Annotated in this window: 23 protein-coding genes; 11 read left to right on the top strand and 12 right to left on the bottom strand. The window is 60.0% G+C overall.

All coding sequences use genetic code 11. The features are described 5' to 3' along the window. Nucleotides 1-111: 111 nt before the first annotated feature. Together J2T09_RS01770 and J2T09_RS01765 are read left to right on the top strand one after the other, a co-directional pair. Nucleotides 112-1,218: an RHE_PE00001 family protein gene (locus J2T09_RS01770; RefSeq protein WP_306830405.1), complete on the top strand. Its 1,107-nt coding sequence runs from the start codon at nt 112-114 to the stop codon at nt 1,216-1,218. A 621-nt stretch (nt 1,219-1,839) separates the two neighbouring features. Next, the gene (locus tag J2T09_RS01765) at nt 1,840-2,622 is read left to right on the top strand and encodes an SDR family oxidoreductase (RefSeq protein ID WP_306830403.1); all 783 of its coding nucleotides are present in this window, start codon (nt 1,840-1,842) and stop codon (nt 2,620-2,622) included. 29 nt (nt 2,623-2,651) lie between these two features. Here J2T09_RS01765 and J2T09_RS01760 read toward each other — a convergent pair whose 3' ends face one another. The 9 genes from J2T09_RS01760 to J2T09_RS01720 form a co-directional block, all read right to left on the bottom strand. Next, nucleotides 2,652-3,425: a DUF1194 domain-containing protein gene (locus tag J2T09_RS01760; RefSeq protein ID WP_306830401.1), complete on the bottom strand. Its 774-nt coding sequence runs from the start codon at nt 3,423-3,425 to the stop codon at nt 2,652-2,654. A gap of 135 nt (nt 3,426-3,560) precedes the next feature. Continuing rightward, on the bottom strand, nt 3,561-3,725 hold the full coding sequence (locus J2T09_RS01755) for a hypothetical protein (RefSeq protein ID WP_306830399.1): 165 nt from the start codon (nt 3,723-3,725) through the stop codon (nt 3,561-3,563). A 379-nt stretch (nt 3,726-4,104) separates the two neighbouring features. Further along, a complete protein-coding gene (locus J2T09_RS01750) occupies nt 4,105-4,263 on the bottom strand; it encodes a YqaE/Pmp3 family membrane protein (protein ID WP_306830397.1) in 159 nt (52 codons plus the stop codon). Nucleotides 4,264-4,350: 87 nt separating this feature from the next. Continuing rightward, nucleotides 4,351-5,019, bottom strand: coding sequence for a trimeric intracellular cation channel family protein (locus tag J2T09_RS01745; protein WP_306830395.1), 669 nt, complete (start codon nt 5,017-5,019; stop codon nt 4,351-4,353). 186 nt (nt 5,020-5,205) lie between these two features. Next, complete coding sequence (locus tag J2T09_RS01740; RefSeq protein WP_306830394.1) at nt 5,206-5,586, bottom strand: pore-forming ESAT-6 family protein; 381 nt, start codon at nt 5,584-5,586, stop codon at nt 5,206-5,208. A gap of 56 nt (nt 5,587-5,642) precedes the next feature. Continuing rightward, nucleotides 5,643-8,789, bottom strand: a complete 3,147-nt coding sequence (locus J2T09_RS01735) for an efflux RND transporter permease subunit (protein ID WP_306830392.1) — start codon at nt 8,787-8,789, stop codon at nt 5,643-5,645. 1 nt (nt 8,790) lies between these two features. Beyond that, nucleotides 8,791-9,876: an efflux RND transporter periplasmic adaptor subunit gene (locus tag J2T09_RS01730; RefSeq protein WP_306830389.1), complete on the bottom strand. Its 1,086-nt coding sequence runs from the start codon at nt 9,874-9,876 to the stop codon at nt 8,791-8,793. A gap of 10 nt (nt 9,877-9,886) precedes the next feature. Next, complete coding sequence (locus J2T09_RS01725) at nt 9,887-10,534, bottom strand: TetR/AcrR family transcriptional regulator (RefSeq protein WP_306830387.1); 648 nt, start codon at nt 10,532-10,534, stop codon at nt 9,887-9,889. 181 nt (nt 10,535-10,715) lie between these two features. Continuing rightward, nucleotides 10,716-12,569: a flavin monoamine oxidase family protein gene (locus J2T09_RS01720; RefSeq protein WP_306830385.1), complete on the bottom strand. Its 1,854-nt coding sequence runs from the start codon at nt 12,567-12,569 to the stop codon at nt 10,716-10,718. 281 nt (nt 12,570-12,850) lie between these two features. Here J2T09_RS01720 and J2T09_RS01715 point away from each other — a divergent pair, with 281 nt between their 5' ends. From J2T09_RS01715 to J2T09_RS01700, 4 genes are all read left to right on the top strand, one after another. Next, a complete protein-coding gene (locus tag J2T09_RS01715) occupies nt 12,851-13,279 on the top strand; it encodes a YqaA family protein (protein WP_306830383.1) in 429 nt (142 codons plus the stop codon). Between the two features lie 102 nt (nt 13,280-13,381). Further along, nucleotides 13,382-14,914 (top strand): acyl-CoA carboxylase subunit beta, encoded by a 1,533-nt coding sequence (locus tag J2T09_RS01710; protein WP_306830381.1) that lies wholly within the window; start codon nt 13,382-13,384, stop codon nt 14,912-14,914. Between the two features lie 11 nt (nt 14,915-14,925). Further along, entirely contained in the window at nt 14,926-16,932 is a 2,007-nt protein-coding gene (locus J2T09_RS01705; protein WP_306830379.1) for an acetyl-CoA carboxylase biotin carboxylase subunit, read from the top strand. A gap of 64 nt (nt 16,933-16,996) precedes the next feature. Next, nucleotides 16,997-17,248, top strand: coding sequence for a hypothetical protein (locus J2T09_RS01700; RefSeq protein ID WP_306830377.1), 252 nt, complete (start codon nt 16,997-16,999; stop codon nt 17,246-17,248). Nucleotides 17,249-17,292: 44 nt separating this feature from the next. Here the strand turns inward: J2T09_RS01700 and J2T09_RS01695 are convergent, their stop codons facing one another. Then, the gene (locus J2T09_RS01695; RefSeq protein ID WP_306830375.1) at nt 17,293-19,551 is read right to left on the bottom strand and encodes a methyl-accepting chemotaxis protein; all 2,259 of its coding nucleotides are present in this window, start codon (nt 19,549-19,551) and stop codon (nt 17,293-17,295) included. A gap of 211 nt (nt 19,552-19,762) precedes the next feature. Here J2T09_RS01695 and J2T09_RS01690 point away from each other — a divergent pair, with 211 nt between their 5' ends. Continuing rightward, complete coding sequence (locus J2T09_RS01690; RefSeq protein ID WP_306830372.1) at nt 19,763-20,671, top strand: alpha/beta hydrolase family protein; 909 nt, start codon at nt 19,763-19,765, stop codon at nt 20,669-20,671. 12 nt (nt 20,672-20,683) lie between these two features. On the opposite strand, the gene J2T09_RS01685 is transcribed toward J2T09_RS01690, so the two are convergent. After that, on the bottom strand, nt 20,684-21,580 hold the full coding sequence (locus J2T09_RS01685) for an NAD(P)/FAD-dependent oxidoreductase (RefSeq protein ID WP_306830370.1): 897 nt from the start codon (nt 21,578-21,580) through the stop codon (nt 20,684-20,686). A 149-nt stretch (nt 21,581-21,729) separates the two neighbouring features. On the opposite strand from J2T09_RS01685, the gene J2T09_RS01680 reads away from it, so the two are divergent. The 3 genes from J2T09_RS01680 (at nt 21,730) to J2T09_RS01670 (ending at nt 24,052) form a co-directional block, all read left to right on the top strand. Further along, entirely contained in the window at nt 21,730-22,209 is a 480-nt protein-coding gene (locus J2T09_RS01680) for an Rrf2 family transcriptional regulator (RefSeq protein WP_306830368.1), read from the top strand. A gap of 81 nt (nt 22,210-22,290) precedes the next feature. Further along, nucleotides 22,291-23,109 (top strand): L,D-transpeptidase, encoded by an 819-nt coding sequence (locus J2T09_RS01675; RefSeq protein ID WP_306830367.1) that lies wholly within the window; start codon nt 22,291-22,293, stop codon nt 23,107-23,109. Nucleotides 23,110-23,332: 223 nt separating this feature from the next. Beyond that, nucleotides 23,333-24,052 (top strand): L,D-transpeptidase, encoded by a 720-nt coding sequence (locus tag J2T09_RS01670; protein WP_306830365.1) that lies wholly within the window; start codon nt 23,333-23,335, stop codon nt 24,050-24,052. Between the two features lie 40 nt (nt 24,053-24,092). Here the strand turns inward: J2T09_RS01670 and J2T09_RS01665 are convergent, their stop codons facing one another. Continuing rightward, nucleotides 24,093-24,980 carry a LysR family transcriptional regulator gene (locus J2T09_RS01665; RefSeq protein WP_306830363.1) on the bottom strand — a complete coding sequence of 296 codons (888 nt, stop codon included), beginning with the start codon at nt 24,978-24,980 and terminating at the stop codon, nt 24,093-24,095. A 97-nt stretch (nt 24,981-25,077) separates the two neighbouring features. On the opposite strand from J2T09_RS01665, the gene J2T09_RS01660 reads away from it, so the two are divergent. After that, on the top strand, nt 25,078-26,181 hold the full coding sequence (locus tag J2T09_RS01660) for an aldo/keto reductase (RefSeq protein ID WP_306830361.1): 1,104 nt from the start codon (nt 25,078-25,080) through the stop codon (nt 26,179-26,181). Nucleotides 26,182-26,188 lie beyond the last annotated feature (7 nt).

The following is a 26,188-nucleotide window of genomic DNA, read 5'->3' as shown; positions in this document are numbered from 1 at the left end:
GCTTCCTTCGAGCCGGATCGGTCTCATGAACGGCCATTGCTGCTCGAGGCTGCAGGTACATTCCATACCCTTCCTATCGCATCCGTCGGCAGAATCGACTAGCCATAGGTAATGCGGTTCGAGCTCGGAAAACTTCCTTTTCAGGATCTGATGGCGCCGGTGGCGGAAGCAACGGCGGCGGTCACCCGTCTCGACGAACGGGTGTTGCGCAGCCGGGAAGGGCAGGGCTGGCTTTCCCGTTCGCATTTTTCGGATGCCTGCGCATCGCTTTGGGTCGATGGCGAGCTCGTGCATCTGGAAGATCTGGTGCTGCATGATGCCGATATGGGGGCGCGCAGACCGACCCATGAGCTGACCATCGCCCGCGATATCCTGCGCACGCGCCGCCGCATTCTGTCTCATCCGGCCGATTGGGCGCTCTCCAACGACGGGCTGAAGAGGTTGCGAAGAGGTGGCGACGAGCCGGATGGATCGCTCGAAATCAAGTCCGCCTTGCCGCGCCCATCGGTCGATCTCTCCGATGATGAGGAGAACGAGGACGCCTTTTCGGCTGAGCTCGCGGCGATCGATACGGTCTTGGCCCGCAGCGAGGCGCTGTTGTCCGAGGCGAGACATGTCGTGTCCGGCACCCCTGAGGGGGAGCGCGATGCCCTCATTTATGAGCCGGACTGGGATGAGGATGAGCGGCTTGGCGAGTGGCGGCAGGTGCTGAGGCAGAGTGAAACACTGCCACCGGTCCTGCGTGCCGCGATCCTGCTCGATGCGTGGAACCTGTTGCAGGTGCTCCAGCATGCACCCTGGCTGGGACGATTGCTGGCGGCAGCGGTGTTGCGCGAAAGCGGTTTGACGAGCGCCTTTCTGCTGCCGTTGAGCACCGGCCTGAAACAGGTGCCACGGCAGGAGCGGTCGCATCGTGACGGCAATGTCCGGCTTGTCGCCCTGCTGAATGCCATGCGACAGGCGGTGGAATTGGGCCTGAAGGAACATGACCGGCTTCTGCTCGCACGTCGACAGATGGAGCATCGGCTGATCGGGCGGCGCAGTTCATCGAAGCTGCCGCAACTGATCGAGCTTGTTCTCGAAAAGCCGTTCGTCTCGATGGCGATGATTGTCGAAACCCTGTCGGTGACGCCGCAAGGAGCACTCAAGATCGTCGGCGAATTGAACCTTCGGGAGCTGACGGGCAGGGGGCGTTTTCGCGCCTGGGGTATTCTTTGAGCGTCTGACATTCTCGACCGGCGGGCTTGCGTATGGCACGGGTCGGTCTCTGCTCCAATCGCAAACGGACGTCATGACCGCCTGCCATCCGAAAGTTGCCAGCTGGCAACTCCGCGTAAATTGCCGATGCTGGGCATGGCGTGTCGGGCGCAAACGCGACAGGTCGGCAAATGTACTGCCTTTTGCCGGTCAGGGATGGCATCGAATTCGACCGGGAGATGATCGAGATTGCGGACGGTGAGGGGCCAGATTTGATCGCACGGACTGGGTGCGAGAAGCTGATCTCGGTGCCTGCTTCTCGAAACGGGGCGTGGTCTTTCAGACCAGGCATGGTCCATATTTTCGCAGGACACTGGTTTTCTCGGCTGTAGCAAGGTGACACGAATGCACTTTGGGAAACTGCGCGGAGACAGGGTATGAACGTCCAGCGCGATATAGCGGTCCTGCGCTCGGTATTTCGGTTCCACTGCCTTCCGGCCTTGATGGGAAAATTGGCACACAGCGCTTGTAGCACCTGCGGTCTTTCATGGAGCATCGGATGCATCGAGCGCGATCCGGTCGGAACCTTGGTCAATGCTTTTCGTTGCGGTGAGGTGTTGCATCGCAGCGAAAGGATATTCGATGGAGCTGACATCACAGGTGGCACTGGTAACGGGTGCCGGTTCCGGCATCGGCAAGGCGGCGGCAATCATGCTGGCGGGGCAGGGCGCAAAGGTCGGCGTGCTTGGTCGCACCCGGTCCGAGATCGAAAAGACGGCAACAGAAATTGTAGATGCCGGAGGAGAGGCGCTGGTGCTCGAGGCCGATGTCGCGGTGGAAGAGGACATGCGCCGCGCGGTGGATGAACTCGTGTCAGGTTTCGGGCGGCTGGATATCGTTGTCGCCAATGCGGGGATCAACGGTGTGTGGGCGCCGATCGATGACCTTAAGCCTGAGGAATGGGACAAGACGATTTCTGTCAATCTGCGCGGCACCTATCTGACGCTGCACATGGCGGTGCCGCATCTGAAGGCGCAGGACGGCGGTTCGATCATCGTCATCTCGTCGATCAACGGCAACCGCACATTCACGACATCCGGCGCCACCGCCTATTCCGCCACCAAGGCCGGGCAGGTGGCAATGGTGCAGCAGCTGGCGCTGGAACTCGGCAAACATCATATCCGGGTCAATGCGGTCTGCCCGGGCGAGATCGAAACCAGCATCGAGGATAATACAAGGCAGCGGCATTCGGATGAGACGGCCATACCGGTGGAGTGGCCGCAGGGACAGGTGCCGATCAGTGACGGCAGGCCGGGCAAGAGCGAGGACGTCGCCGAAGTCGTGCTGTTCCTGGCGTCGTCGCGATCACAACATGTAACCGGCGTGCCGATCTATGTGGATGGCGGGCAGGGTCTGTTGCGATGACGGGCGAAGATGCCGGCAGGTCATCATTGTCAGCGATCGAGAAAATCCTGCCACTGCCGTTCTCCCGACATGCAATCGACCTTGGCCTCCGTGGCGATCCGGTGGACTTTTGGTGAAGGGGCGATGTTGCTGACCTCCATCACCATCTTGCGGCGGATGGCCGTGGCAAAGTCCTCTATCCTGTGCACCGGCAGCACGAAGGAGCCCGGGCCGCCGGCAACGCAGTCGGAATAATATTTGTCGAGACCGGTCACCGTGCCGGAGGGCCTGAGCATGATCGCCAGCCCATTGATGACGATGCCCGCCTCGATGGCCTTGTCGCGCACGGGCTGCACCGGCACGCCGATATTGTTCGGGCCGTCACCCGAAACATCGATGACCTGGCGCATGCCGCGATAATTGTTGGAAACGATCGATGTCGCGCCGTAGCTGATGGCAGCCGAGATGGAGGTGCGTCTTTGCGTGGCAACCGGCCGGGCGGCGACCTTGTCGGCAAAAGCCTTGGCGTCCTCGGCGGTCTCGATGATCTGCCAGTCTATGACCGAGGCCTGATCGACATCTCCGGCCCATTCGTAATAACTGATGGCGATGCGCCCGATCATGCCGCCCCTGACCGCATTGATGAAGTCGGGATGGGAGAGTGCCTCGACATAACCCTGGCGCTGTATCTGGACTTCTTCGTAATCCATCGAACGGGAAACATCGACGGCAAGCGCCAGTTCCACATCCACCTCGCCGCCTGTCGCGGCCATGACTGTGGGTGAGGCAGAAAGCCCCATGAACATCGCAACTGTGACCAGCATTTTTACCCCGTCACTGCGTTAATCTATTAGGAGAGTAACACAGAAGACAGGCGGCGCTAATCCTCGCTGTCATCGCCGTTTCACAAAACAGTGATTTTCAAAAAGGACTTGCGCCGCTGGTTTGTCGTCGGGATCTTATTGCCGGACTTCTTCGAGACCCTGGGGACGGCCGAGGCCGTGTTTCAGGGCTTCCAGCAGGCAATCGGAAATGGCCTGCCGCAATGCATAGGTATGGTTGCTGGTACGTTTGTGGTCGAGCGACTGGGCCGCATCGACAAGGCTCAGACCCTGGTGAACCACGATCTGATGTGCTCTCTGGAAAGCCCAGGACTCAATTGTACTACTTTGCTCGTTCAAAGCAGCCTCGCTAAATCATCTAGCCAATATTCATGCGAATCATTTCGCATCTGGAAAATAACGCAGCTGTACTCCGTGCGATACGCAGGTATTAAACATTACCAAAAATGGCGATTGTATTTTCTCAGCAAAAACAATGTCGTACAATTTATAACAGGCAATAATTGTGACACTTTTGGCGCGCCTCAAAGATGACATCTGATCTGTATTTTGTATAATTACGGATTTTTCAAATATAGATCAGAGAATTCCGGTCTCAATCGGTCATCTGCTTGCGGGAAGATGGGCTCGCCGGTGCAGCCACGACCGCACCGGCTGCGGTTCACTTCTTCACGATGACCCAGACGGCATGGATGATGCCGGGAATATAACCGCACAAGGTCAGCAGAATGTTGAGCCAGAAATGCAATCCGAGGCCAACCTGAAGGAAAACACCGACCGGCGGCAGAACGATTGCGATAAGAATGCGGATGACGTCCACTTCAAGGTCCTTTGCTGAAACAATTTCAGACCTTTAACGCACAAAGCGGCGTTTGGTTCATCTACGGAAAAAGCAAGTTTCGCTTTATTACTTCAGAGCGTCATCCGGATCGCGACCCGGGCGCGGCCGATAGCGCGGGATTGTCCAGCTGTAATAGAGCGCACCACCGCGCAGCGCAAAGGCGACGGCAAAGCCGGCTGCTGCGCTGAGATAAAGCGGGACACCCTGCGCGTGGCACAGCACAAAGGCGCCGGCGCCGGCGAGCGCCGCCGTAATATAGATTTCCGGACGCAGCAGCACGGAAGGTTCATCGGCGAGAATATCGCGCAACACGCCGCCGCAGGTGGCGGTCAGCATGCCGGTGACGATGGCGATGATGGGGGAGCCGGTGGTTTCAAGACCGATCAGCGCGCCCATGACACTATAGGCGGCAAGGCCGATGGCATCCAGCCAGAGCAGAAGCTTGTAACGCCATTCGACAAATTGGGCCGTGAAGAACACCAGAATGCCCGTGGCGACGCAGACGAGAATATAGATCGGTTCCTTCACCCAGAAGACCGGCAGCCGGCCGAGGATGAGATCGCGCAGGGTTCCGCCGCCAACGCCGGTGACCGCCGCGAAAAACAGGAAGCCGATGATATCAAGCTGCTTGCGCGATGCGGCAAGCGCGCCCGCGGCGGCGAAAACGACGACACCCGCATAGTCCAGAAGGGTCAGCACGCCGCTCTCCTTGTTGGCCGGATATCCGGCATTCATTTGATCGCCTGCTTTATGCGTCAGTTGGGAGATAGACAACCGGCATGCATGCCGCATGGGCTTTTTGCCCAATGAAAAGGCATTTCGGTTGACGCAGCCCACAACGACAAACGACCGGCGGCGTGTGCCGACCGGTCGTCTGATCATCTCATTCCCGCCATCGCAATCAAGCGGGCGGGATGAATATTACTTCGGCAGCTGGCCGGCGACCTGCTTGATCGCATTGGCGACGGTTTCGCAAAACTGCTTTTCGGTAATGTTCTGTGCCTTGGCGGTGGCGGCAATTTCCTGGTTCACGCCCATGGCGGCAACGGTGCCTGCCTCGCCGGTCTTTTCTGCCTCGTCACCCTTGGCGGTGTCGGAAGGAGCCGGGATGAGCGCGATCAGCTTCGTCTGAACGGTGGCGGCCTCGCCGTCGATATGGCCTTCGTTCTGGCAATATTTCAGAACGCCGAGCTGATTGCGGGCCGAAGTATAGGCCATTTCGATCTGCTCGTTGGTTGCCTGAGCGAAAGCCGGTGCGGCCAGTCCGATTGCAACGAGACCGGTCAAAACAATTTTCTTCATCTTTGTTTCCTTCAAAACCCCTAGGCCGACATTTACGAGTATATGTCAGCGGGCCGTTAATTAGGGGAGTGATCGGCTTCGGGAAGGTTTTGAGCCGGCTTTTCCGGCGAATGTGCAAACCAGCGGCTGACGCGCCGTCCCATGCCATCGAGATAGGTCAGCACTACGGGCACGAAAACCAGCGTCAGCAGGGTGGAAGAAATCAGCCCGCCGATCACCGCATGCGCCATCGGTGCACGCTGTTCGCCACCTTCGCCAAGCCCCAGCGCCATCGGCAACATGCCAAAAATCATGGCGAGCGTGGTCATGATGATCGGCCGAAGGCGCACCGCACCGGCATCGGCAAGGCTTTGGCGCAGTGTCTTTCCTTCCCGAACACCGAGATTGGAATAATCGACCAGCAGGATGGCATTCTTGGTGACGAGGCCCATCAGCATGATGAAGCCGATCATGGAAAACATGTTGAGCGTCGAGCCAGTGAACAAAAGCCCGAGCAGAACGCCGATCAGGGAGAGCGGCAATGTCATCATGATGGCGATCGGCTGGATGAAGGAGCCGAACTGCGAAGCGAGGATGATGTAGATGAAGATGATGGCGAGCACGAGCGACTGCACGGCATAGCCCATGCTTTCCGTGAGGTTTTCCGCGTCGCCGCCGAAGGAGATGCGATACCCGACCGGGATATCCATTTTTGCGATGGCGGCGTTGAGGTCCGTGGTGATGTCGCCCAGCGCCCGGCCTTCGACATTGCTGGAAATCCGCACTTCGCGCGACAGGTCCTTGCGGGTGATTGCGTCGGGCGCCGTGCTTTCCACCACGTCGGCGACCTGATCAAGCAACACGGTGATCGGCTTGCCGTCATCATCCGTGCGACCGGTGGAGATGGTGAGATTGCGCAGCTGGGCGGCATCGCGACGGCCTGTTGCGGGAAGGCGCAAGGTCACGTCGTAGGATTCGCCGTCCGGTGCGTTCCAGACGGAAATGGCATCGCCCGCCACCAGCGGCCGCAGCGTATCGCCGATCGTCGAGATGGAGACGCCAAGATCGCTGGCCGCTTCGCGACGCACGCGCACGGCCAGTGTCGGCCGCACGTTTTCGATTGAGGATTCCACTTCCGTAGCACCCGGAATGGCGGCGAGCGCCGTGGTGATCTGGTCGGAGATCCGGCGCAGTTCCTGATCGCCATCGCCGAGGATGGAAAGCTGCAGCGGCTTCGACGCTCCGCCCATGCCGGAAGACTGGCCGACCGAGATTTCAAGACCGGCCACGCGGGCAAGCCGCTGGCGGATCGGATCTATGCTTTGCGCCGTCGTGACCGACCGGTCGGCGCTGGGCACGAGCTGCACGGCAACGCTTGCCTGGTTGAAACCGCGCGCGCCGCCGGAATTGATGGTGGAATAGGTAGCGGAAACGTAAGGGAATTCGCGCAGTGCCTTTTCGACCTGGCTGACCTTTGCGGCCATGTAATCGAGCGAGGAGCCTTGAGCCGCTTCCAGCGACACGCTGACTTCGCCCTGATCGGCCGGCGGCAGGAATTCGGCGCCGATACGCGGCACGAGAGCCAAGCTGCCGACGAACATGGCGACGACGATGGCAATCGTCGTCTTGCGATGGTCAAAGGTCCAGTGGATCAGCGAGCGATAACGTCCAGCCAGTCCTTCGAACCAGTGGTCGAAACGTTCGACGGCGCGGCCAAGCAAACCGCGCTTGGCGCCCTTCTGGCTCTGTGGGTCGTACCAGACACTCGACAACATCGGATCGAGCGTGAAGGACACGAACAGCGAGATCATCACGGCAGCGGCAACGGTGACGCCGAACTGCAGGAAAAAACGACCGATCAGGCCGCCCATGAAGGCAACGGGCAGGAAGACCGCGACGATGCAGAGCGTGGTGGCGAGCACGGCAAGGCCGATCTCGTTGGTGCCGTCGAGCGCCGCCTTGATATGGTCCTTGCCCATCTGCAGGTGGCGGGTGATGTTTTCACGCACAACGATCGCGTCATCGATGAGAATGCCGATCGACAGCGACAAGGCCATCAGCGTCATCGTGTTGAGCGTGAAACCGAGCGCATAGATGACCGCGAACGTGCCGATGACCGAAATCGGCAGTGTCAGGCCGGTAATCACCGTGGACCGCCAGGAATTGAGGAACACGAAAACGATCAGAACGGTCAGCACGCCGCCTTCGATGAGCGTGCGCTGTACTTCGGAAACCTGCGCGGCAATGGCGCGCGAGTTGTCGCGGGTGATGGTGAGCTCGACATTTTCCTTGGCAAGCTCTGTATTGAGCGTGGCGATCTCTTTTCTCAGAGCTGCAGCCACTTCGACGGTATTGGCGCCCTGCACCTTGACGATATCGAGCCCGAGCGACGGAACGCCCTGATAGGTGGCGCGGCTCGTCACCTCGGCACCGGTATCGAGAATGGATGCGACATCGGAGAGATAGACGGGGTAACCGCCGCTCTGCGCCACTATGATGCTATTGAAGCCAGCCGCGTCGGGAATGCGGCCTTCCACGGTAACGATACGCTGGTTGATGCCGGAAATCAGCGTGCCGGCGGCGCGGTCCTGGTTTTCACGGCGAATGGCATCCATGATCGTGGAAACGCCGACGCCATAAGCCTCCAGCCGGTCCGGATCGACGACGACGAGAACCTGCCGCTCACTGCCGCCGACCAGCGAAATCTGGCCGACACCACCGATGACATTCAGGCGATTGGTGATGACGCGGTCGGCAAGCGTGGTGATTTCCGACAGCGTGCGGGTGGGGGAGGAGGCCGCGATCGACAAGATCGGCTGGTCATCCGGGTTGAAGCGGGTCACCTGTGGCGTATCCACCTCATCCGGGAAGGAGGCTTCGAGACGCGCCACACGGTCGCGCACTTCCTGTGCCGCCACCTGGCTATCGACATCAAGTTCGAACTGCACGACGACGATCGAGCGTCCCTCGTAGGATTCCGAGGTGATCGTATCGATGCCGCCGATCGTGTTGAGCGAGGATTCGATCGGTCGCGACACTTCGCTTTCCACCGATGCCGGAGAGGCGCCGGTATAGGTGGTGGCGACCACGACGATCGGCAGATCGGTTTCCGGGAACTGGTCGACGCCGAGGCGCGAATAGGAAAAGAGGCCGACGACGAGGATCGTCACCATCATCATGGTGGCGAAAACGGGATGGCCGACGCTGATACGGGTGAGAAACATGTCAGAGACCCTCGACGCTGACAGTGGTGCCGGCGACCAGATCCGGCAGCGGTGCCGTCACGATCGTTTCGCCCTCTTCGACGCCTGAGACCTGAACGAGGTTGCGATCCGTCCAGCTCGTCCCGAGATTGACTGCTTGGCGACGCAGCGCATTGCCCTCGACCTTGAGGACATAAGTGCCCTCGCTGTCGTGGCGGATTGCAGCAGCGGGCAGGGCGATCACGTTCTTCTGGTCATCGACCTTGAGAATGCCGGTGGTGAACATGCCGCCACGCAGCAGGCCTTCGTTATTGTCGATGGCGATGAAGACGCGAACGGCCCGCGAGCCGGCAACGGCGGTCGGCGAGATGCGCATGACCTTGCCGGCAAAGGTGCGGCCGGCAAATCCTTCCACGGAAAGCTCCACCGGCTGATCGAGGCGCACCAGCGGGATACGGCTGGTCGGTACGCCGGCATCGACTTCCATGCGGCTGAGATCGACGATCGTCATAAGCTCTGCGTTGAGCGCAACGGTCTGCCCCTGTTCCACCGGGCGGGCGGAAACGACACCGTCGAATTCGGCGCGCAGTTCCCCATAGGCCAGCGAACGTTCGGAATCCGCCACTTCGGCCTGTTTCGAGCGCAGCTGTGCGCGCAGGTTCAACAGGTTGGCGCGTGCTTCAAGCCGTGTCGCATCCGATGCCGCGCCCCGTTCGCCGAGCGCCGTGTTGCGTTCGAGCACGGATTCGGCCAGCTCGACCTGGGCATCGAGTGCATCGATTTCCGCCTTGCGAGCGGTGACGGCGGAGGCGAGTGCCTCGGTATCGAACCGCACCAGGAGGTCGCCTTTCTTGACGACATCGCCGATCTGCACCGGCAGTTCGACAATGGTCGAGGACACCCGCGATGTCAGGTTCGAGCGGCGGATCGGCGTCAGCGAACCGGCAATGCGCACCTCGGTGGCGATATCCTGCCGCACGGTCTTGCTGACATCGACCGGGGCCAGTTCCAACGGTCCATCCGGCTTGGGCTGCTGGGCGCCGAGTGGGCCGGCGGTCAGGAGGACGAGGCCGAAAACGCTCGCAAATTTGATGGCTTTGGTCGTCATGGTCTGTCCTTCAGGGCGATGAATGGCTGGATACGCCAAAAACATTGGGGGCAATCGGGTCGCAGATCGGCAGGGTGCTGGCCTTGCGAATGGCCTGCGCCATCTCCTGCGCGATCTGCTCGGTGGTGAATTGCTGGCCGTGTTCGATTGCAGCGATGCTGATCGTCTCGTCGATCAACCGCATGGCGGCGGCAACGGTTGCGGCGCAAAGGCGGACATCAAAATCCTTTTTCGATCGGTCGAGGCGATCGGCGATGATGTCGATCATGTCCTGCTCCACCTGATGCGAGGCAGACAGCCAGACGGCGCGCAGTGCCGGTTCCGCCTCCATCCTGGTCAGCAGTCGCACCACCAGAAGTCCATCGATCATGTCCTGCGGCGTCGCATCATCCAGCCGGCAGCATTCGTGCAGATGCGTGTCGATCGAAACATTGCGGGGCCACTGCCGCAGTTTGGTGTGAAAGCGCAGGGCGGTGGACAGGAACAATGGCTCGACGCAGCTTTCCTTGCTGGCGAAATAACGCCAGATCGTGCGCTCGGACAAGCCCGAGGCGGCAGCGATCTCAGCGCCGCTGGTTTCCGCCAGACCATTCTCCAGAAAAAGCGTTGCGGCATGGCGCGACACGGTCAGGCGGGCATCATCTCGACGGTTGCTCATGGGGTTTGCATTCAAGTCGGCGATTGACGTTAAGAGACAATAATTATGTCAGTTAATGACATTTTTGAGGCGTGGTTTATCGCCGTGAGCATTTTGGTGGGGTGCGACCCGCCAATATAAAGCCATGCCCGGAGTGCGGGCATGGCTCTTCTGCCCATGGAAGCATGCAGGGAGCCCTGTGTTATTTCCCTGCCCTGATGGTCTGGGCTATGGCATCGACTGCGCAATAGGCGGATGCGACAGAACCTTCCTGCCATCCGGGCCAGTAACTCCATGTGTCACCGGCGCAATAGAAATAGCCATTTTCCTTGAATGTCGTGATCTGTTGGTAGACTGCCTGATTTGTCGTGGCGGTATCGGATGCCCATCCGCCAACCTGATGAGGCATGTATTGCCAGGCAATGGACATGCCATGCGTAACATTGTCCTCTTCACCCTTGTGGAGTTTTCCAAGCCCGACCCTGGCAGTGGCGAGGCGTTGTTCCTGATTCTGTCGTGCGTATACCGTCGCCAGTTGTCCACGGTTATAGGCGCCTGTCAGAATGCCCGTATGCGCCGTAAAATCCTCTGATGGATACCAGATCTGGCCGATGATATCGGTGGTCCAGGAAATGCCGCCATAGATTTCGTTCTTGGTTTCCCAGAAACGATCCTTGCCTTGCCACCCCACCTTGATTGCCGGTGTCCAGAGATCGGGGGTTGGATCGCTGCCCCAGTCTCCTCCTGTTTTGGAGAATTCCGCCAGACCGGCCAGAAAATCCGGTGGAATGTTATCGGGTTCCAGAACCGCCTTGAGCAGCGAAGGGGCCATGGTGGATACGCAGAAATCGAACGTGACCTTCGATGGTGCATTCCGGCCCGGTTGTTGAAACGTCAGGCTGGCCCCCTTGTCGAGGACGGTGACATTGGAAACACCTGTTTCGAGCAGAACGAGATCGCCAACCTTGGGGTTCTCACCCGATTTTTTCTGAATGTCCGTGTCCCAGAATGCCGTCGAGGGAACATCTTGCAACAGCAATTGCTGCCAGATCCGATCCATGCCACCAACGGGCTGCATCAGGGTCGGTTGCCAATCGATGTTGTAGGAATTGAAGAGGAACGAGCCGGGTGAGAGTTCCGGATTTTCATCCGCCTTGCCGATGAAGTCGGATGCGAGGATTTGATCCACTGGCATCGGTTCGCGCTCGATACCGGCGTCTCTCCAGCCGCCCGGCAGTTTGATGTAACCAAGCCGTGATGTTTTTTGCGTCTGACCGTCTTTGGTAAGATCGCCGAATAGTCGATAGAGGTCGTCGAGAGTAGAGGCTTCTTCGCTGCCGATGCCACCTTGCAGCTTCACAACTTCCTGCGTCACCTTGTACATCATCGCAGCCATTTGGTTGAAAAGGCTGTAATTGACCTGCCCGAACGGGATAGGCTCACCACCCCGGAATGTGTCGTTTTGCAGCAGGTTTGATGTGGACAGGAAGAAATAGGGTTCCAGAGCCACGCCGATTTCCTGGCAAAGGGCAATCAGATCGACATGGATGGATGGAATGCGCCCCGGCCCTGCATTGAGGAAAAGTTCCACGGGATTGCCGCGATAGTCATTCGCGGCCCATTTGTCATCCATGAATGTGCAGATCTGTTCACCAGCCGCAGGACTTTCCGGGCGCTCCTGATATCGATCGACATACATGGCCGGGAAACGTTTTTCGGGGTTGTATTTCTCGAACCACCAATCCCTGTATCTCGCATCCGACGGACGGGCTGTGAGGCTGCGGCCACCGTAACGCGTGTCTGCCTCAAACACGGCGACTTTGAAACCCGCATTGGCCAGCGTATATGCCGCCGTCAATCCAGCCACACCGCCGCCGATGATAGCGACACTGCGACCGGCGCCGAAGTCCTTGTCGAGTTTTGGCTTTGTTGTTTCATAGGCTGCATGGGCCTGACGCAACCCCCAGATCAGCGGTGAGGCGAAATAGGCACCTGCCAACGCTGTCATGCCACGCAGCAACGAGCGACGCGACGGTGAGTATTTGATCTCTGACATGAACGTCCCTCTCCATTGGATCGTCACGACGGGAACCGACCGCACGGGTTGTGTTCCCGGGTGCGAATATTGATTTGATCTGATGATTTGGAATGCGATGACTGCTACTTATGGTGCTAAAATAATAAAAATGCTACCGTTGATTTAATGTGGGTGGCCGATATTTTATCGGCCTGTTGATCGCTTGGCATGGAGCATACGGAACGTCGGATGCGACTTGCGCATTCTCATGCCGGGGTTTTGACGTGTGTTTGATCGCGATCCCGGTATAAGCCGAGGACATGACCGCTTATCTCACGCTTTTCATGGCGGCCCTCGTCGCCGCGACAATCCTGCCGGCGCAGTCCGAGGCGGTGCTTGTCGGGCTGATCCTGAAAGGCGGGCACCCGGTCTGGCTGCTGGTCTCGGTCGCCTCCGTGGGCAACATTCTCGGTTCCATCCTCAACTGGGTTCTGGGACGCGGCATAGAACGGTTCCGCAATCGGCGCTGGTTTCCGATCAGGCAGCAGGCGCTTGAGCGGGCGCAGGGCTGGTACCGGCGTTATGGAAAATGGTCGCTTTTGGGCAGCTGGCTGCCGATCATCGGCGATCCGTTGACGGTTGTCGCCGGTGTGATGCGAGAACCGCTGCCGGTCTTCATTCTTCTGGTCGCCATCGCAAAAACAGTGCGTTACGCCGTGCTGGCGGCCATCACTGTCGGGCTGATCTGACCGGACGGGTTTTGCCTCAAACGTCCAACGCATGCTCGCGCCTTGTTTTCCGTTTGGCATTCATCAGTTATGACTTCCGGGAAGTGCATATCGGGAGGCATCATGCAGACTGTGCTGGACGAGTTGGAACGCCGCCGTGCCGAGGCGCGGCTGGGCGGTGGGCAGAAGCGCATCGATGCGCAGCATGCCAAGGGCAAGCTGACGGCGCGCGAACGCATCGAGGTTCTGCTGGACGAGGGCTCGTTCGAAGAATTCGACATGTATGTCACCCATCGCTGCACCGATTTCGGCATGGAGAACCAGAAGATCGCAGGCGACGGCGTCGTGACCGGCTGGGGCACGATCAACGGCCGGCAGGTCTATGTGTTTTCCCAGGATTTCACCGTGCTCGGCGGTTCCCTTTCGGAAACCCATGCGCAAAAGATCTGCAAGGTCATGGATATGGCCGTGAAGGTCGGCGCTCCGATCATCGGCCTCAATGACAGTGGTGGCGCCCGTATTCAGGAAGGTGTCGCCTCGCTTGGTGGTTATGCGGAAGTCTTTCGCCGCAATGCCGAGGCCTCGGGCGTCATCCCGCAGATCTCTGTCATCATGGGCCCCTGCGCCGGTGGTGCCGTCTATTCGCCGGCCATGACCGATTTCATCTTCATGGTGCGTGATACGTCCTACATGTTCGTCACCGGGCCGGATGTGGTGAAAACCGTCACCAACGAGATCGTTTCGGCGGAGGATCTGGGCGGTGCCCGCACCCACACGCAAAAATCCTCCGTGGCCGATGCGGCGTTTGAAAACGATATCGAGGCGCTGGAAGCGGTGCGCCAGCTGTTCGATTTTTTGCCGGCCAACAATCGCAGCGGTGTGCCCTCGCGTCCCTTTCACGACGATCCGAACCGCGTGGAAAATCGGCTCGACACGCTGATCCCCGACAGCGCGGCCAAACCCTATGACATGAAGGAACTGATCCTCGCGCTGGCCGATGAAGGCGACTTTTTCGAAATTCAGGAAGCGTTTGCCAAAAACATCATCACCGGCTTTATCCGGCTGGAAGGGCAGACGGTGGGCGTTGTCGCCAACCAGCCGATGGTGCTGGCCGGTTGCCTCGATATCGATTCATCACGCAAGGCCGCGCGGTTCGTGCGGTTCTGCGATGCCTTCTCCATTCCGCTGCTGACGCTGGTGGATGTGCCCGGTTTCCTGCCCGGCACCGCGCAGGAATATGGCGGTGTCATCAAGCATGGCGCAAAACTGCTGTTCGCCTATTCGGAAGCAACCGTACCGATGGTGACGCTGATCACGCGCAAGGCTTACGGTGGTGCCTATGACGTGATGGCGTCAAAACATATCGGCGCCGACATCAACTACGCCTGGCCGACGGCCGAGATTGCCGTGATGGGCGCCAAAGGTGCGACCGAAATTCTCTACCGCTCCGAACTCGGTGATCCTGAAAAAATCGCGGCGCGGACAAAGGAATATGAGGAGCGTTTCGCCAATCCGTTCGTGGCCGCCGAACGCGGGTTTATCGATGAGGTGATCATGCCGCATTCCTCGCGTCGGCGCATTGCCCGTGCATTCGCTTCCCTGCGGGGCAAGCAGGTGCAGACGCATTGGAAAAAACACGACACGATCCCGCTTTGAGGAGGCCCGCCATGTTCAAGAAAATCCTCATTGCCAATCGTGGTGAAATCGCCTGCAGGGTCATCCGGACGGCAAAAAAGATGGGCATTGCCACCGTCGCCGTCTATTCGGATGCCGACGCCAATGCGCTGCATGTCTCGATGGCCGACGAGGCGGTGCATATCGGTGCCGCCCCCTCCGCCCAGTCCTATCTCGTCATCGAGCGGATCATCGACGCCATCCGGCAGACCGGGGCGGACGCCGTGCATCCCGGCTACGGGTTTCTGTCGGAAAATGCGGCTTTCGCGGCAGCGCTCGCAAAGGAAGGCGTGGCTTTTATCGGCCCGCCGGTGGGCGCGATCGAGGCGATGGGTGACAAGATCACCTCGAAAAAGATCGCTGCCGATGCCGGTGTTTCCACCGTGCCCGGTCATATGGGCGTGATCGAAGATGCCGAGGAAGCGGTGAGGATCGCGGCATCGATCGGTTACCCAGTGATGATCAAGGCATCCGCCGGCGGTGGCGGCAAGGGCATGCGCATTGCCTGGAATGAGGCCGAAGCACGCGAGGGATTTCAGTCTTCGAAGAACGAGGCGAAAAATGCCTTTGGCGATGATCGCATCTTCATCGAAAAATTCGTCACCCAGCCGCGCCATATCGAAATCCAGGTTCTGGGCGACCAGCACGGAACAACGCTTTATCTCGGCGAGCGCGAATGCTCGATCCAGCGGCGAAACCAGAAGGTCATCGAGGAAGCGCCTTCGCCGTTTCTCGATGCCGCCACGCGAAAGGCCATGGGCGAACAGGCCGTCGCACTGGCAAAGGCCGTCGGTTATCATTCTGCCGGTACGGTGGAATTTATCGTCGATGGCGCGCGAAAATTCTATTTTCTGGAAATGAACACCCGCCTGCAGGTGGAACATCCGGTGACGGAGCTTGTGACCGGTATCGATCTCGTCGAACAGATGATCCGCATCGCCGCCGGTGAAAGATTGTCCTTTGGTCAGGCTGATGTGAAGCTGGATGGCTGGGCGATCGAAAGCCGGCTTTATGCCGAGGATCCCTATCGCAACTTTTTGCCGTCGATCGGTCGGCTGACACGGTATCGGCCGCCGGTTGAGGGAGAACAGCCGGATGGCACGCTGCTGCGCAACGATACCGGCGTCTTCGAGGGCGGCGAGATCTCGATGTTTTACGATCCGATGATCGCAAAGCTCTGCACCTGGACACCGGGTGAGGGAGATGGGGCTCGCATCGCGGCCATAGACGCGATGGCGCAGGCGCTGGACCGTTTCGAGCTTGAAGGCATCGGCCATAACCTGCCCTTTCTGTCGGCGGTCATGGGCCAGGAGCGCTTTCGGTCCGGCAAGCTGACGACGGCCTACATCGCCGAGGAGTTTCCAGACGGATTTGATGGCGTCACGCCGGATGATCCGTTGTCGAGGACGCTGGCAGCCATTGCAGCTTTCGTCCATCGAACTGTTCGCGCGCGGGCTACGGACATTTCCGGCACCCTGCCCCATCGCCATCCCGTGGTCGGGCCTGATTGGGTCGTGGCCCTGCCTCAAACTGAGATCGCACTTTCCATCCAAGGCGAAGAGGTGGTTTTTGGTGACGGCTCTGCCTTGACGGTTTCTTCCTCTTGGAAGCCGGGACAGACATTGGCCGATTTTGCCGTCGGTGACGCGGTTTTGCGGATCAAGGTGAACCTCGTCGGGTCCGCCATCCGGCTTCGTTGCCGCGGTGTCGATCTCGTTGCCCGCGTACGCTCGCCGCACATTGCGACACTTGCACGGCTGATGCCGATCAAGCAGCCGCCGGACACGTCGAAATTGCTGTTATGCCCGATGCCGGGTGTCGTGACATCGATTGCGGTTCAGGCCGGCGATGTCGTCGAGGCCGGCCAGCCGCTCGCCGCCGTCGAGGCCATGAAGATGGAAAACGTGCTGAAGGCGGAACGTGGCGGCGTCATCAAACATGTCGCTGCCGATCTCGGCCAGAGCCTTGCGGCGGACGATCTGATTCTGGAGTTCGAATGACGGGTGCCAATGCAGCGGCACGGCTTGAATTGGCCGCGCATTGTTCCAACTCATGATGATCATCATGCTGCGCAAGTCGTGGGGGGACAGGATGACGGCATCCGCATGGATATTCAAAGGGCTGCTTGCCCTGATCGGTTCGGTTGCTGCCGCCTATGTCTTCGAGGAGGTCATTGGCGGTGGCGCTCTGGGATGGACCGTATGCGGCGCCATTCTTGGCGTCACGGTCGGCCCGTTTCTCCTGTCGCTGCTGGAGTGGCGCAAACAGCGTGATGCCGCGCGGGCTGCAGCAAAGCAAAAAGGCAGGAACGCCTGAGCTTTCCCGCCTCCCGATCCTTTCAGTGCTAATCCAGGAACGGCTCAGAATTCCTCCCAGCTGTCGGTGGCGACTGCGGTTGCCGTATTGCCGCGACCACCAAAAGCCTGGGCGATCTTGCCGACCATGCTGCGGGCGGGTGAGGCTGCCGGTGTCGAGCGCGGCGAGGCGGCCATGACAGCCGCCGTCTGGCGTAGGACCGATGCCGGAGTTGAACCGGCGGTATTCTGACCGAGCTGGAACTGGCTGATCAGTTCACGCAGGCGGCCGGCTTCGGTGGCAAGTGTTGCGCCTGCGGCATTGGCTTCTTCCACCATGGCGGCATTCTGCTGGGTCACCTGGTCCATCTGGTTGACGGCGGTGTTGACCTCGGAAAGGCCGACCGACTGTTCGCGCGAGGAGGTGGCGATCGAATCCATATGCTGGTTGATGGTGACGATATGGGATTCGATGGCACGCAGAGCCTCGCCCGTTTCCCGCACCAGCCGGACGCCGGTGCCGACTTCGATCGAGGATTTGCCGATCAGGTCCTTGATCTCTTTTGCCGCATTGGCGGAACGCTGGGCGAGTTCACGCACTTCCTGCGCGACGACGGCAAACCCCTTGCCGGCTTCTCCGGCACGCGCCGCTTCCACACCGGCGTTGAGCGCCAGAAGATTGGTCTGGAAGGCGATGTCATCGATCACGCCGATAATGTTGGAGATCTGGCCTGACGATTCCTCGATACGACCCATTGCCTGCACGGCATCGGCCACGACGGCCCCGGACTGGCGGGCGCTTTCATTGGCCTGGATCGCCACCGTGCGGGCCTCTTCGGCGCGCTTGGAGGAATTGCTCACATTGACGGTGATCTGGTCGAGGGCGGCTGCCGTCTCTTCCAGCGAAGCGGCCTGCTGTTCGGTCCGCTTGGAAAGATCGTCGGCGCTCTGGCTGACCTCGCGCGAGCCGCTGTCGATCGAGCTTGTCGCCTGCGCGACCGAGCCGAGCGTGCCGCGCAACTGGCTGACCGTTGCGTTGAAATCGGCGCGCAGGCTTTCGAAGTCCGGTGCGAACGGACGGCCGAGCTGAAAGGTCAGGTCGCCGGAAGACAGGTGTTTCAGGCCGGTCGCGAGCCCGTTGGTGGCTTCCGCCATCTGTTCTGCACGGATACGCGCTTCCTCGGCGTTCTGTCGGCGCTGTTCTTCGGTCATGTTGCGCTGTTCGTCGGCCTGGCGTTCCAGTTCCTTCGTCTTCAGCGCATTGTCCTTGAATACCTGCACCGCACGCGCCATCGCGCCGGTCTCGTCCGGGCGGTTTTCACCCTCGACGGTGGCATTCAGGTCGCCGGCGGCAAGGCGCCCCATGGTCGAGGTCAGGCGACCGATGGCGTTGCCGAGCGATTTGGCGAACAGGAAGAACGCCGTCAGCGCAATGATCGATGTGGCAAGCGTGACGCCGAGCATGGTCCAAAGCGCCGTGCGAGCGGCAGCGGCAATCTCCGTCGTGTCGGTGCCGATTTCGAAAACGCCGATCTTTTCGCCGGAGAAGGATGTGAACGGCACGGCCTTGACCAGCATGTTTCGCCCGCCCAGCACGGCCGGCTCGAACACCTCGGCGCCATTGAAGGCGGCCTGAATGGTTTCCGCCGGCAGGAACGGGTTTCCGCCTTCGGTGGAGGACTGGTTGGTCAGCTTGCCGTCCTGCGTGACATTGACCGAGATTTCGGCGCCGAGCCGTTCGGCAAGCGGCGTGAAATAGGCATTCGAGAGTTCCGTTCCGACATCGACGACGCCGACGACCGTGCCATCAACAACGACAGGCGCAACGGCATAGATGCCGATACCGGCGCGGCCGGGTTCGATGCCGGCGGCAAGCTTGCCGGTCGAAACGGCGGCCTGCATCGTCTTGCGGCGACCGATGACATTGTCGCCGAACTTGTCCGGTGAATGCATGCGGGCGACGATGTCACCCTTGGCATTGCCGAAGGTGATGATCTGCAGGCCACCGGCTTCCTTCATCGCGGCAATGTTTTTGGAGAACTTGTTCAGCAGCGCCTGCCGGTCGTTGGCGGCGATATAGGCAGGAAGATCGGGATCGCCGGACAAGGTCAACGCCAGCGCGGAAGCCGAACGCTGGATTGCCGCCATGTCTGTCTGGATGACCTCGAGATCACTCGCCGCCTTGCTGTAGAGCGCCTTGTCACTCATGTCGGCCTGGCGATACCAGGCAAGTCCGCCAATGGCGGCGCTGGCGAACAGAACGGCAGCAAAACCGTAGCCGGTTATCTTGATCCACAGCGGGCTTTTTATATTCGTATCGGTCATTACACTGGTCATCCTAGTACAGTGATGCGAAAGACATCGTTCGCCGGGGACCATTTGCTGAAATATTCAATTTTAGATAAATTTTATTTTCCATGAAGTATAAATTAAAATTTATACTCGTCCGTTGATTGAGGTGGCGCCGGGCTTGCAAACGCCGCAATTTGAGCAATTACTGGATTACCGCAGGGTTTGCGTCGGCAAGGTATATCCCATGGTTGCAGTGCAGTTGACACGGCGTTTTCTGATTTCCGGTCTCGCGACTGTCGCCATATTGCCCAGTCCCGCATCTGCCCTCGATGTTTTCCTTCCGACAAACCTGCCGCTGGAACGGCGCGACTATGCGCTGGCCAGAAAGAGCTTTCACACCCACCTCCTGCGCAAGGGGCCGTCGCCGGAAAAATCGACGCCTCTTGGCACGCCACCCGGTGCCCGGCGCGTGACCTATGCCGGCGGTCCCGATGGTTCCATAGAACTGATCGCCTGGTTGTCCGACTACCAGCCGTCATCGCTGCCGAAGCCGGGCGTGTTGTTTCTCCACGGCGGCAATGCCACCGGTGACGGCCATTGGGCGCTGATGAAAACCTATTGGGACGCCGGCTTTGTCGTGCTGCATCCGTCTTTCCGGGGAGAAAACGGGCAGGCGGGCAATTATTCCGGTTTTTACGATGAAACGGCGGATGCTCTGGCGGCGGCGCTTTATCTGGCAGACCTGCCGGGCATCGACCGCAATCGCCTTTTCATCGCAGGCCATTCCAACGGCGGAACGCTGGCGCTTCTGGCCGTGATGACGCAAAAATTCCGCGCTGCCGCACCGATTTCCGCAGGCGTCAATTCCTGGCGGTATTTTCACCGTTATTCGGACGAGATGCCGTTCGACGCTTCCGATCCGAAAGAGTTCATCATGCGCTCATCCGTCTGTTTCGGGCCGAGCCTGAAATGCCCCACCCTGCTGTTGCGCGGCAGCGAGGAACGCCCCTTCGATGCCGATCATGAATTGCTGATGGAACGCGTTCGCGCTGCAAAAATGCCGATCGACAAGATGGTGCTGCCCGGCACTCACACCGGTGTCGTGCCGGGGGCGATCACCGAGAGTATTCGCTTCTTCAACCAGTTTTCCTGACGGGCTGTGCGGTCAGATAGTCCCGAACATCAGCGAGCGATGCAGGCCGGTACCGGCGAGATTGCCATCTCCAACGGCCAGCGCCACCGATGCCATCGGCCGCGCCGCATCACCGCAGGCAAACACGCCGGGCATGCTGGTTTCCTTCATCGCATCGGTCTTGATCACCGCCCCCACCGGGTTCTCTTCAAATTGCAGGCCAAGTTGCGCCGCCAAAGGGTTTGTCATCTCGTAACGGGCCAGCGCGAACAGGCCGGCGAAGGGAAGCGTGCGGCCACCGCCAAGACGGATATCGGCATGGCCGGTAATTGCCGCGATCGGGCTGCGCTCCAGTGTCACGCCGCGTGCATCGAGGTTTTTCAACTGCTCGGCATCCGGTTCGAAGGCGTCATTGAGAAGAAGCGTCGTCGGTCCCCAGTCCGGCAACATCAATGCGTGATGCATGGAAAGCTCCGATGCCGCGATCACGCCGATCCGGCCCTGATCGAGTTCATAACCATGGCAATAGGGGCAGTGGAACACCGCCTTGCCCCAGCGTTCCTCCAATCCGGTTATCTCCGGCAGAATGTCGCGTACGCCGGTGGCGAGCAGCAATCGTCGCGACAGATGGCGTTTCCCGGCAACGGTTACGGCAAAACCGTCCTCCGTGCGCTCGGCCGTTTCGGCACGACCGGCAAGCCAGTTGATCGTCTTGTATTCCATCACCTGCGCGCGGGCTTCAGCAGCGATGATAGCCGGATCGACGCCATCCTGTGTCAGAAACCCGTGCGAATGGGCGGCGAAACGGTTGCGGCGTTTGCCTTCGTCAATGATCAGCACATCCCGGCGGGCGCGACCAAGCTGCAAGGCGGCGGAAAGGCCGGCGTAGCTGCCGCCGATGATGATGACGTCATGGATGGGATCGGTCATGGCTTTCTCCTTTCAAGATTCGTCACAACATAAGTTACATGATTTTGGTCGGTCAATAGTCACGCAACTTTTGTTGTGACGAATAGCGGCGGTGTGGTATGAAGGCGGAGAAGCATGACGGCCGCCGGCCGCTGGATTGGTAGGGAAAAATGCGACAGGACAGTCGGCTTTCGCGCATGCTGCATGTGCTTATTCACATGGGCCATCACGATGGTGCGATGACATCCGAGATGATCGCAAAAATGCTGGACACCAATCCGGTGGTGATCCGCCGCACCATGGCCGGTCTGCGCGAAAAGGGTTATGTGACCTCCGAAAAAGGCCATGGCGGCGGCTGGACGCTCGCGCGGCCTCTTGACGAGTTGACGCTGCTCGATATCTATCGCGCCGTTGGCGAACCCTCGGTTTTTGCGGTCGGTCCGGCCTATGACATGCCGGGCTGCGTGATCGAGCAGGCGGTCAACGCGACGCTGAAGGACGTGTTTGCCGAGGCCGAGCAATTGCTGCTGCAACGTTTTGCGGGTGTGACGCTGGCCGAGATCGCCCGTGATTTTTCGCGGCCAACGCGTCCCGACAATGCCGGCGAGAGCGAATGCCAAGACGGCAACCCGGATGATCTCCTGGCATAAGAATCCGAAAAATCACCAGCTTCGCGCCAGTTGCGGTCTCTAGTTTGACCGTGACGTCATCTGCCGGAAGCGGTTTTGCCCATGTCCCTGTCTCATCTGCCTCTTCGCCGCGTGTTCGTGCTCGCCACGACGCTGTTCGCGACCACCAGCCTTTCCGGCTGCCTGTTCGTGACTGATACGACGCTGATGGACCCGGCCGTGTTCGTGCAGCAGACCGCGCCGGTCTTTGCCGTTCCCGAATATGCGGACCCGCCGAGCAACAATCCACCGCCGATGCCAGGTGCCATTCCGCATAAACGCCAGCTCTACCCGACCGATTTCCACCAGACCTATGGCCTGCCCGTTACCAATCCCGTGCATCGCACGATGTATGAGGTCATGCGCGACGAGGGCCATACGCTGCCCGCCATCCCCACGTCGCGTGTCAATCAGCGTTTCCTGCGTCAGGAAGTTTCCTACCAGACCAACGAGGCGCCCGGCACGATAGTCGTCGATACCAGGGCGCATTTCCTCTATCTGGTGCAGGAAAACGGCAAGGCGATGCGTTACGGCGTCGGCCTCGGCAAGGCCGGTTACGGCTGGACAGGCCGTGGTGTCGTGCAGTGGAAGGCCAAATGGCCACGCTGGACACCGCCGGAAGACATGGTTGCCCGCCAGCCGGATCTGCGCCAGTTCGCAGCCTCAGAAGGCGGCGCAACACCGGGCCTCAACAATCCGCTGGGTGCCCGCGCGATGTATATCTACAAGGATGGCAAGGACACGCTCTACCGTGTCCACGGCACGCCCGACTGGCAATCGGTCGGCAAGGCAACCTCTTCCGGTTGCGTGCGCATGTTCAACCAGGACGTCATCGACCTCTATAACCGCATCCCCGCCAAAACGACGATCGTGGTGATCTGATCACGGTCGGAGAAATTGTCGTCACGATTCCGTCAGGTCCTTAAGCCTTTTCGTGGCCGGGTGGTTCCGACAGGCTTATGTTTCTGACAGACGACAGGCGGCTTGACCGGTCGAAAACGATGACATGGAACAAATCTTCATGATCCCCGTTTAAGACGGTCCCGCCTGCTGCCAAAGGCCGCAACTGCGGCTGATGTCCCGTAACGAAGTCGAAACGGCCCCCATGACAGACACGATGATTTCCCGCCGCAACCTGCTCAGCCTGATGGCTGTGGGGACGGCCTCAACATTGGCCGGCTGCGCCTCCTCCGGCCCGGTCACCCGTGGTTACACCATCACCTATCGCGACAACGCCACGCAGGTGGTCGATCCGTCGATGGGCGGCGGCAATAGCGAACTCGACGTCATGTATGGCCAGATCGCCGATGGCGGTTTCGTCATTCCGGCCGTTCCCTACCAGCAGATTCCGTCGCGTTTCTATCGCCAGCGCGTATCGAACTCGACCGGTCAGCCGGCCGGCACCGTCGTCGTCGATACGAAGTCGCGCTTTCTTTACCTGACAGAACCGGGCGGCACCGCCATGCGTTATGGCGTCGGCATCGGCCGCGAAGGGTTTGCATGGCAGGGCGAAGGCGTCATCCAGTGGCGTCAGCGCTGGCCGAAATGGACCCCGCCGGATGAGATGATCGCCCGCCAGCCGGAACTGATCTCCTATTCCGCCAAGAATGGCGGCATGTCGCCGGGCCTTCGCAACCCGCTCGGTGCCCGCGCGCTCTATATCTTCCAGAACGGTCAGGATACGCTCTATCGCCTGCACGGATCGCCGGAATGGAATTCCATCGGCAAGGCCGTCTCCTCCGGCTGCGTGCGCCTGATGAACCAGGATATTATCGACCTCTACGACCGCGTGCCGGAAAAGGCCCGCGTGGTGGTCTGGCAGTAAGAGTTTGCTGGTCGGGAAAGGCCAGCTTTCCCGACTGACCTCACGCCTTCAGCGCCGCAATCAGCGCTCTCAGTGCCGGCGGCGATTGTCTCCGGCTTGGATGATAGAGGTGGAAACCCGGAAATGCCGGGCACCAGTCCGCCAGTACCTGTACCAATGTGCCTGATGCGATTTCCTCGGCAACGTCATGTTCCATGACATAACCGAGACCTGCGCCGGCGCGTACAGCCGCTGCGGGCAGGTCGCTGTCATTGGCGACCAGCGGGCCATTGGTATGGATCCTGATCCCCTTGCCGTCCTTTTCGAATTCCCATGGCAGAAGCCCGCCCGATGTCGTCAGTCGGTAGCCGATGCAGGCATGACGATCGAGATCGTAAGGGGTTTCCGGTGGCGGAAAACGCCTGAAATAATCCGGCGTACCGACGACCACTGTCCGCAAATCCGGGCCGAGCTTGACCGCGATCATGTCCTTGGCGACGGATTCGCCGAGGCGGATACCCGCATCGAAACCGGAAGCGACGATGTCAGTGAGGCCGTCATCGATATTGACTTCCACGCGCACATCGGGATGCGCCTGCAGAAAGGCCGGCAGTTTGGGCAAAAGCACCATGCGTGCGGCATAGGCAAAGGTGGTGATGCGCACCGTGCCGGACGGGTTGTCGCGCCATTCGGCCATTGCCTCCAGCCCGCCCTCGATCTCCGACAGTGCCGGATTGAGAGACTGCAACAGCCGTTCACCCGCCTCGGTGGGTGCCACGCTGCGGGTCGTGCGGGCCAGCAGCCGCACGCCGAGCCGTTCCTCCAGCCCGCGCATCGCATGGCTGAGCGCCGAGGGCGACATGCCGAGAATGGCGGCGGCACGGGTAAAGCTGCGTTCGCGCGCCACCGTCGCGAATGCCATGAGATCATTGAGCTGACTGCGTTCCATTGCTGCATTCTGCTCACAAGTGCATGCGGGCGGCAATGGCTAATCCTGGCTGGGGCGGAGCGCTAAATGCCTCCCATCACCACGAAGGAGATTTATGATGGACCTCACCAGCTATCGCACACTTGGAAAATCCGGCCTGATCGTCAGCCCGCTGGCGCTCGGCACCATGACCTTTGGCGCCGGTCGCTGGGGAGCGGGCGAAAAGACGTCGCAGGCTCTGTTCGACGCCTATGTCGATCTCGGCGGTAATTTTCTCGATACGGCCGACATCTATTCCGGTGGCGAAAGCGAAAATATGCTGGGCCGTTTTCTTGCCGATAGCGGGTTGCGCGATCGGCTGGTGGTCACCACCAAATCCGGGTTTCCGCGCGGGCAGGGCACGCCGCTCTGGGGCGGCAATGGCGCCAAGAATATTCGGCTCGGTATCGAGGGTTCGCTGAAGCGGCTGCAGACCGATTATATCGACATGTACTGGGTGCATGTCTGGGACCGCACGACGCCGGCCGAAGAAGTCTTGCAGACGCTTGCCGATGCCGTGCGCGCCGGAAAGATCCTGCATTACGGTTTTTCCAATACGCCCGCCTGGTATCTCGCCAAGGTGGCGACGCTGGCCGAAGTGCATGGCTTGCCGAAACCGATCGGTCTGCAATATGCCTATTCGCTGATCGATCGTGGCGTGGAGCTTGACCTTCTGCCTGCTGGCCAGGAATTCGGTCTCGGCCTTGTGCCGTGGAGCCCGCTTGCCGCCGGCCTGCTGACCGGCAAATACGGTCGTGACAAGATTGCCGATGCCGGGCGGGCCACTGCCTTGCCGGATAGTGGTTCTGAAGTCGGCGAGAGCGGCAGCGATGGCCGGCTGAATGGCGACAATCCGTTTGGCGGCATGCTGTTTACGGAGCGCAATTTTGACGTGGTCGATGTGTTGAAGGCGGTGGCATCGGAAATCGGCCGTTCGCCGGCAGAAGTGGCGCTGAAATGGGTTTCGGCCCGTCTCGGCGTGTCATCGGTGTTGATCGGCGCCAGCCGGGTGGAACAGTTGACGCAGAATGTCTCGTCGCTCGACGTGGTTTTGAGTGACGACCAACTGGCGCGGCTGGAAGAAGCAACGGCGCTGCCGCTGCTCAATCCCTATTTCATCTTCCGGATGCCGACCGAGCGTCTGTTCGGCGGTCAGACGGTGGAAGCCTGGCCGCAACGCTGATCTTGAA

This window comes from Neorhizobium huautlense, assembly GCF_030811685.1.
GTDB classification, from domain to species: Bacteria; Pseudomonadota; Alphaproteobacteria; order Rhizobiales; family Rhizobiaceae; genus Neorhizobium; species Neorhizobium huautlense_A.
Note: the sequence above shows the minus strand (reverse complement) of the source record. Positions and strands in the feature narration are given on the sequence as shown.

What these genes read in the sequence shown, in the direction of transcription:
- J2T09_RS01770 (WP_306830405.1), top strand. Translation starts at nt 112, where the DNA reads ATGCGGTTCGAGCTCGGAAAACTTCCTTTTCAGGATCTGATGGCGCCG.
- J2T09_RS01765 (WP_306830403.1), top strand. Translation starts at nt 1,840, where the DNA reads ATGGAGCTGACATCACAGGTGGCACTGGTAACGGGTGCCGGTTCCGGC.
- J2T09_RS01760 (WP_306830401.1), bottom strand. Translation starts at nt 3,425, where the DNA reads ATGCTGGTCACAGTTGCGATGTTCATGGGGCTTTCTGCCTCACCCACA.
- J2T09_RS01745 (WP_306830395.1), bottom strand. Translation starts at nt 5,019, where the DNA reads ATGAATGCCGGATATCCGGCCAACAAGGAGAGCGGCGTGCTGACCCTT.
- J2T09_RS01740 (WP_306830394.1), bottom strand. Translation starts at nt 5,586, where the DNA reads ATGAAGAAAATTGTTTTGACCGGTCTCGTTGCAATCGGACTGGCCGCA.
- J2T09_RS01735 (WP_306830392.1), bottom strand. Translation starts at nt 8,789, where the DNA reads ATGTTTCTCACCCGTATCAGCGTCGGCCATCCCGTTTTCGCCACCATG.
- J2T09_RS01730 (WP_306830389.1), bottom strand. Translation starts at nt 9,876, where the DNA reads ATGACGACCAAAGCCATCAAATTTGCGAGCGTTTTCGGCCTCGTCCTC.
- J2T09_RS01725 (WP_306830387.1), bottom strand. Translation starts at nt 10,534, where the DNA reads ATGAGCAACCGTCGAGATGATGCCCGCCTGACCGTGTCGCGCCATGCC.
- J2T09_RS01720 (WP_306830385.1), bottom strand. Translation starts at nt 12,569, where the DNA reads ATGTCAGAGATCAAATACTCACCGTCGCGTCGCTCGTTGCTGCGTGGC.
- J2T09_RS01715 (WP_306830383.1), top strand. Translation starts at nt 12,851, where the DNA reads ATGACCGCTTATCTCACGCTTTTCATGGCGGCCCTCGTCGCCGCGACA.
- J2T09_RS01710 (WP_306830381.1), top strand. Translation starts at nt 13,382, where the DNA reads ATGCAGACTGTGCTGGACGAGTTGGAACGCCGCCGTGCCGAGGCGCGG.
- J2T09_RS01705 (WP_306830379.1), top strand. Translation starts at nt 14,926, where the DNA reads ATGTTCAAGAAAATCCTCATTGCCAATCGTGGTGAAATCGCCTGCAGG.
- J2T09_RS01700 (WP_306830377.1), top strand. Translation starts at nt 16,997, where the DNA reads ATGCTGCGCAAGTCGTGGGGGGACAGGATGACGGCATCCGCATGGATA.
- J2T09_RS01695 (WP_306830375.1), bottom strand. Translation starts at nt 19,551, where the DNA reads ATGACCGATACGAATATAAAAAGCCCGCTGTGGATCAAGATAACCGGC.
- J2T09_RS01690 (WP_306830372.1), top strand. Translation starts at nt 19,763, where the DNA reads ATGGTTGCAGTGCAGTTGACACGGCGTTTTCTGATTTCCGGTCTCGCG.
- J2T09_RS01685 (WP_306830370.1), bottom strand. Translation starts at nt 21,580, where the DNA reads ATGACCGATCCCATCCATGACGTCATCATCATCGGCGGCAGCTACGCC.
- J2T09_RS01680 (WP_306830368.1), top strand. Translation starts at nt 21,730, where the DNA reads ATGCGACAGGACAGTCGGCTTTCGCGCATGCTGCATGTGCTTATTCAC.
- J2T09_RS01675 (WP_306830367.1), top strand. Translation starts at nt 22,291, where the DNA reads ATGTCCCTGTCTCATCTGCCTCTTCGCCGCGTGTTCGTGCTCGCCACG.
- J2T09_RS01670 (WP_306830365.1), top strand. Translation starts at nt 23,333, where the DNA reads ATGACAGACACGATGATTTCCCGCCGCAACCTGCTCAGCCTGATGGCT.
- J2T09_RS01665 (WP_306830363.1), bottom strand. Translation starts at nt 24,980, where the DNA reads ATGGAACGCAGTCAGCTCAATGATCTCATGGCATTCGCGACGGTGGCG.
- J2T09_RS01660 (WP_306830361.1), top strand. Translation starts at nt 25,078, where the DNA reads ATGGACCTCACCAGCTATCGCACACTTGGAAAATCCGGCCTGATCGTC.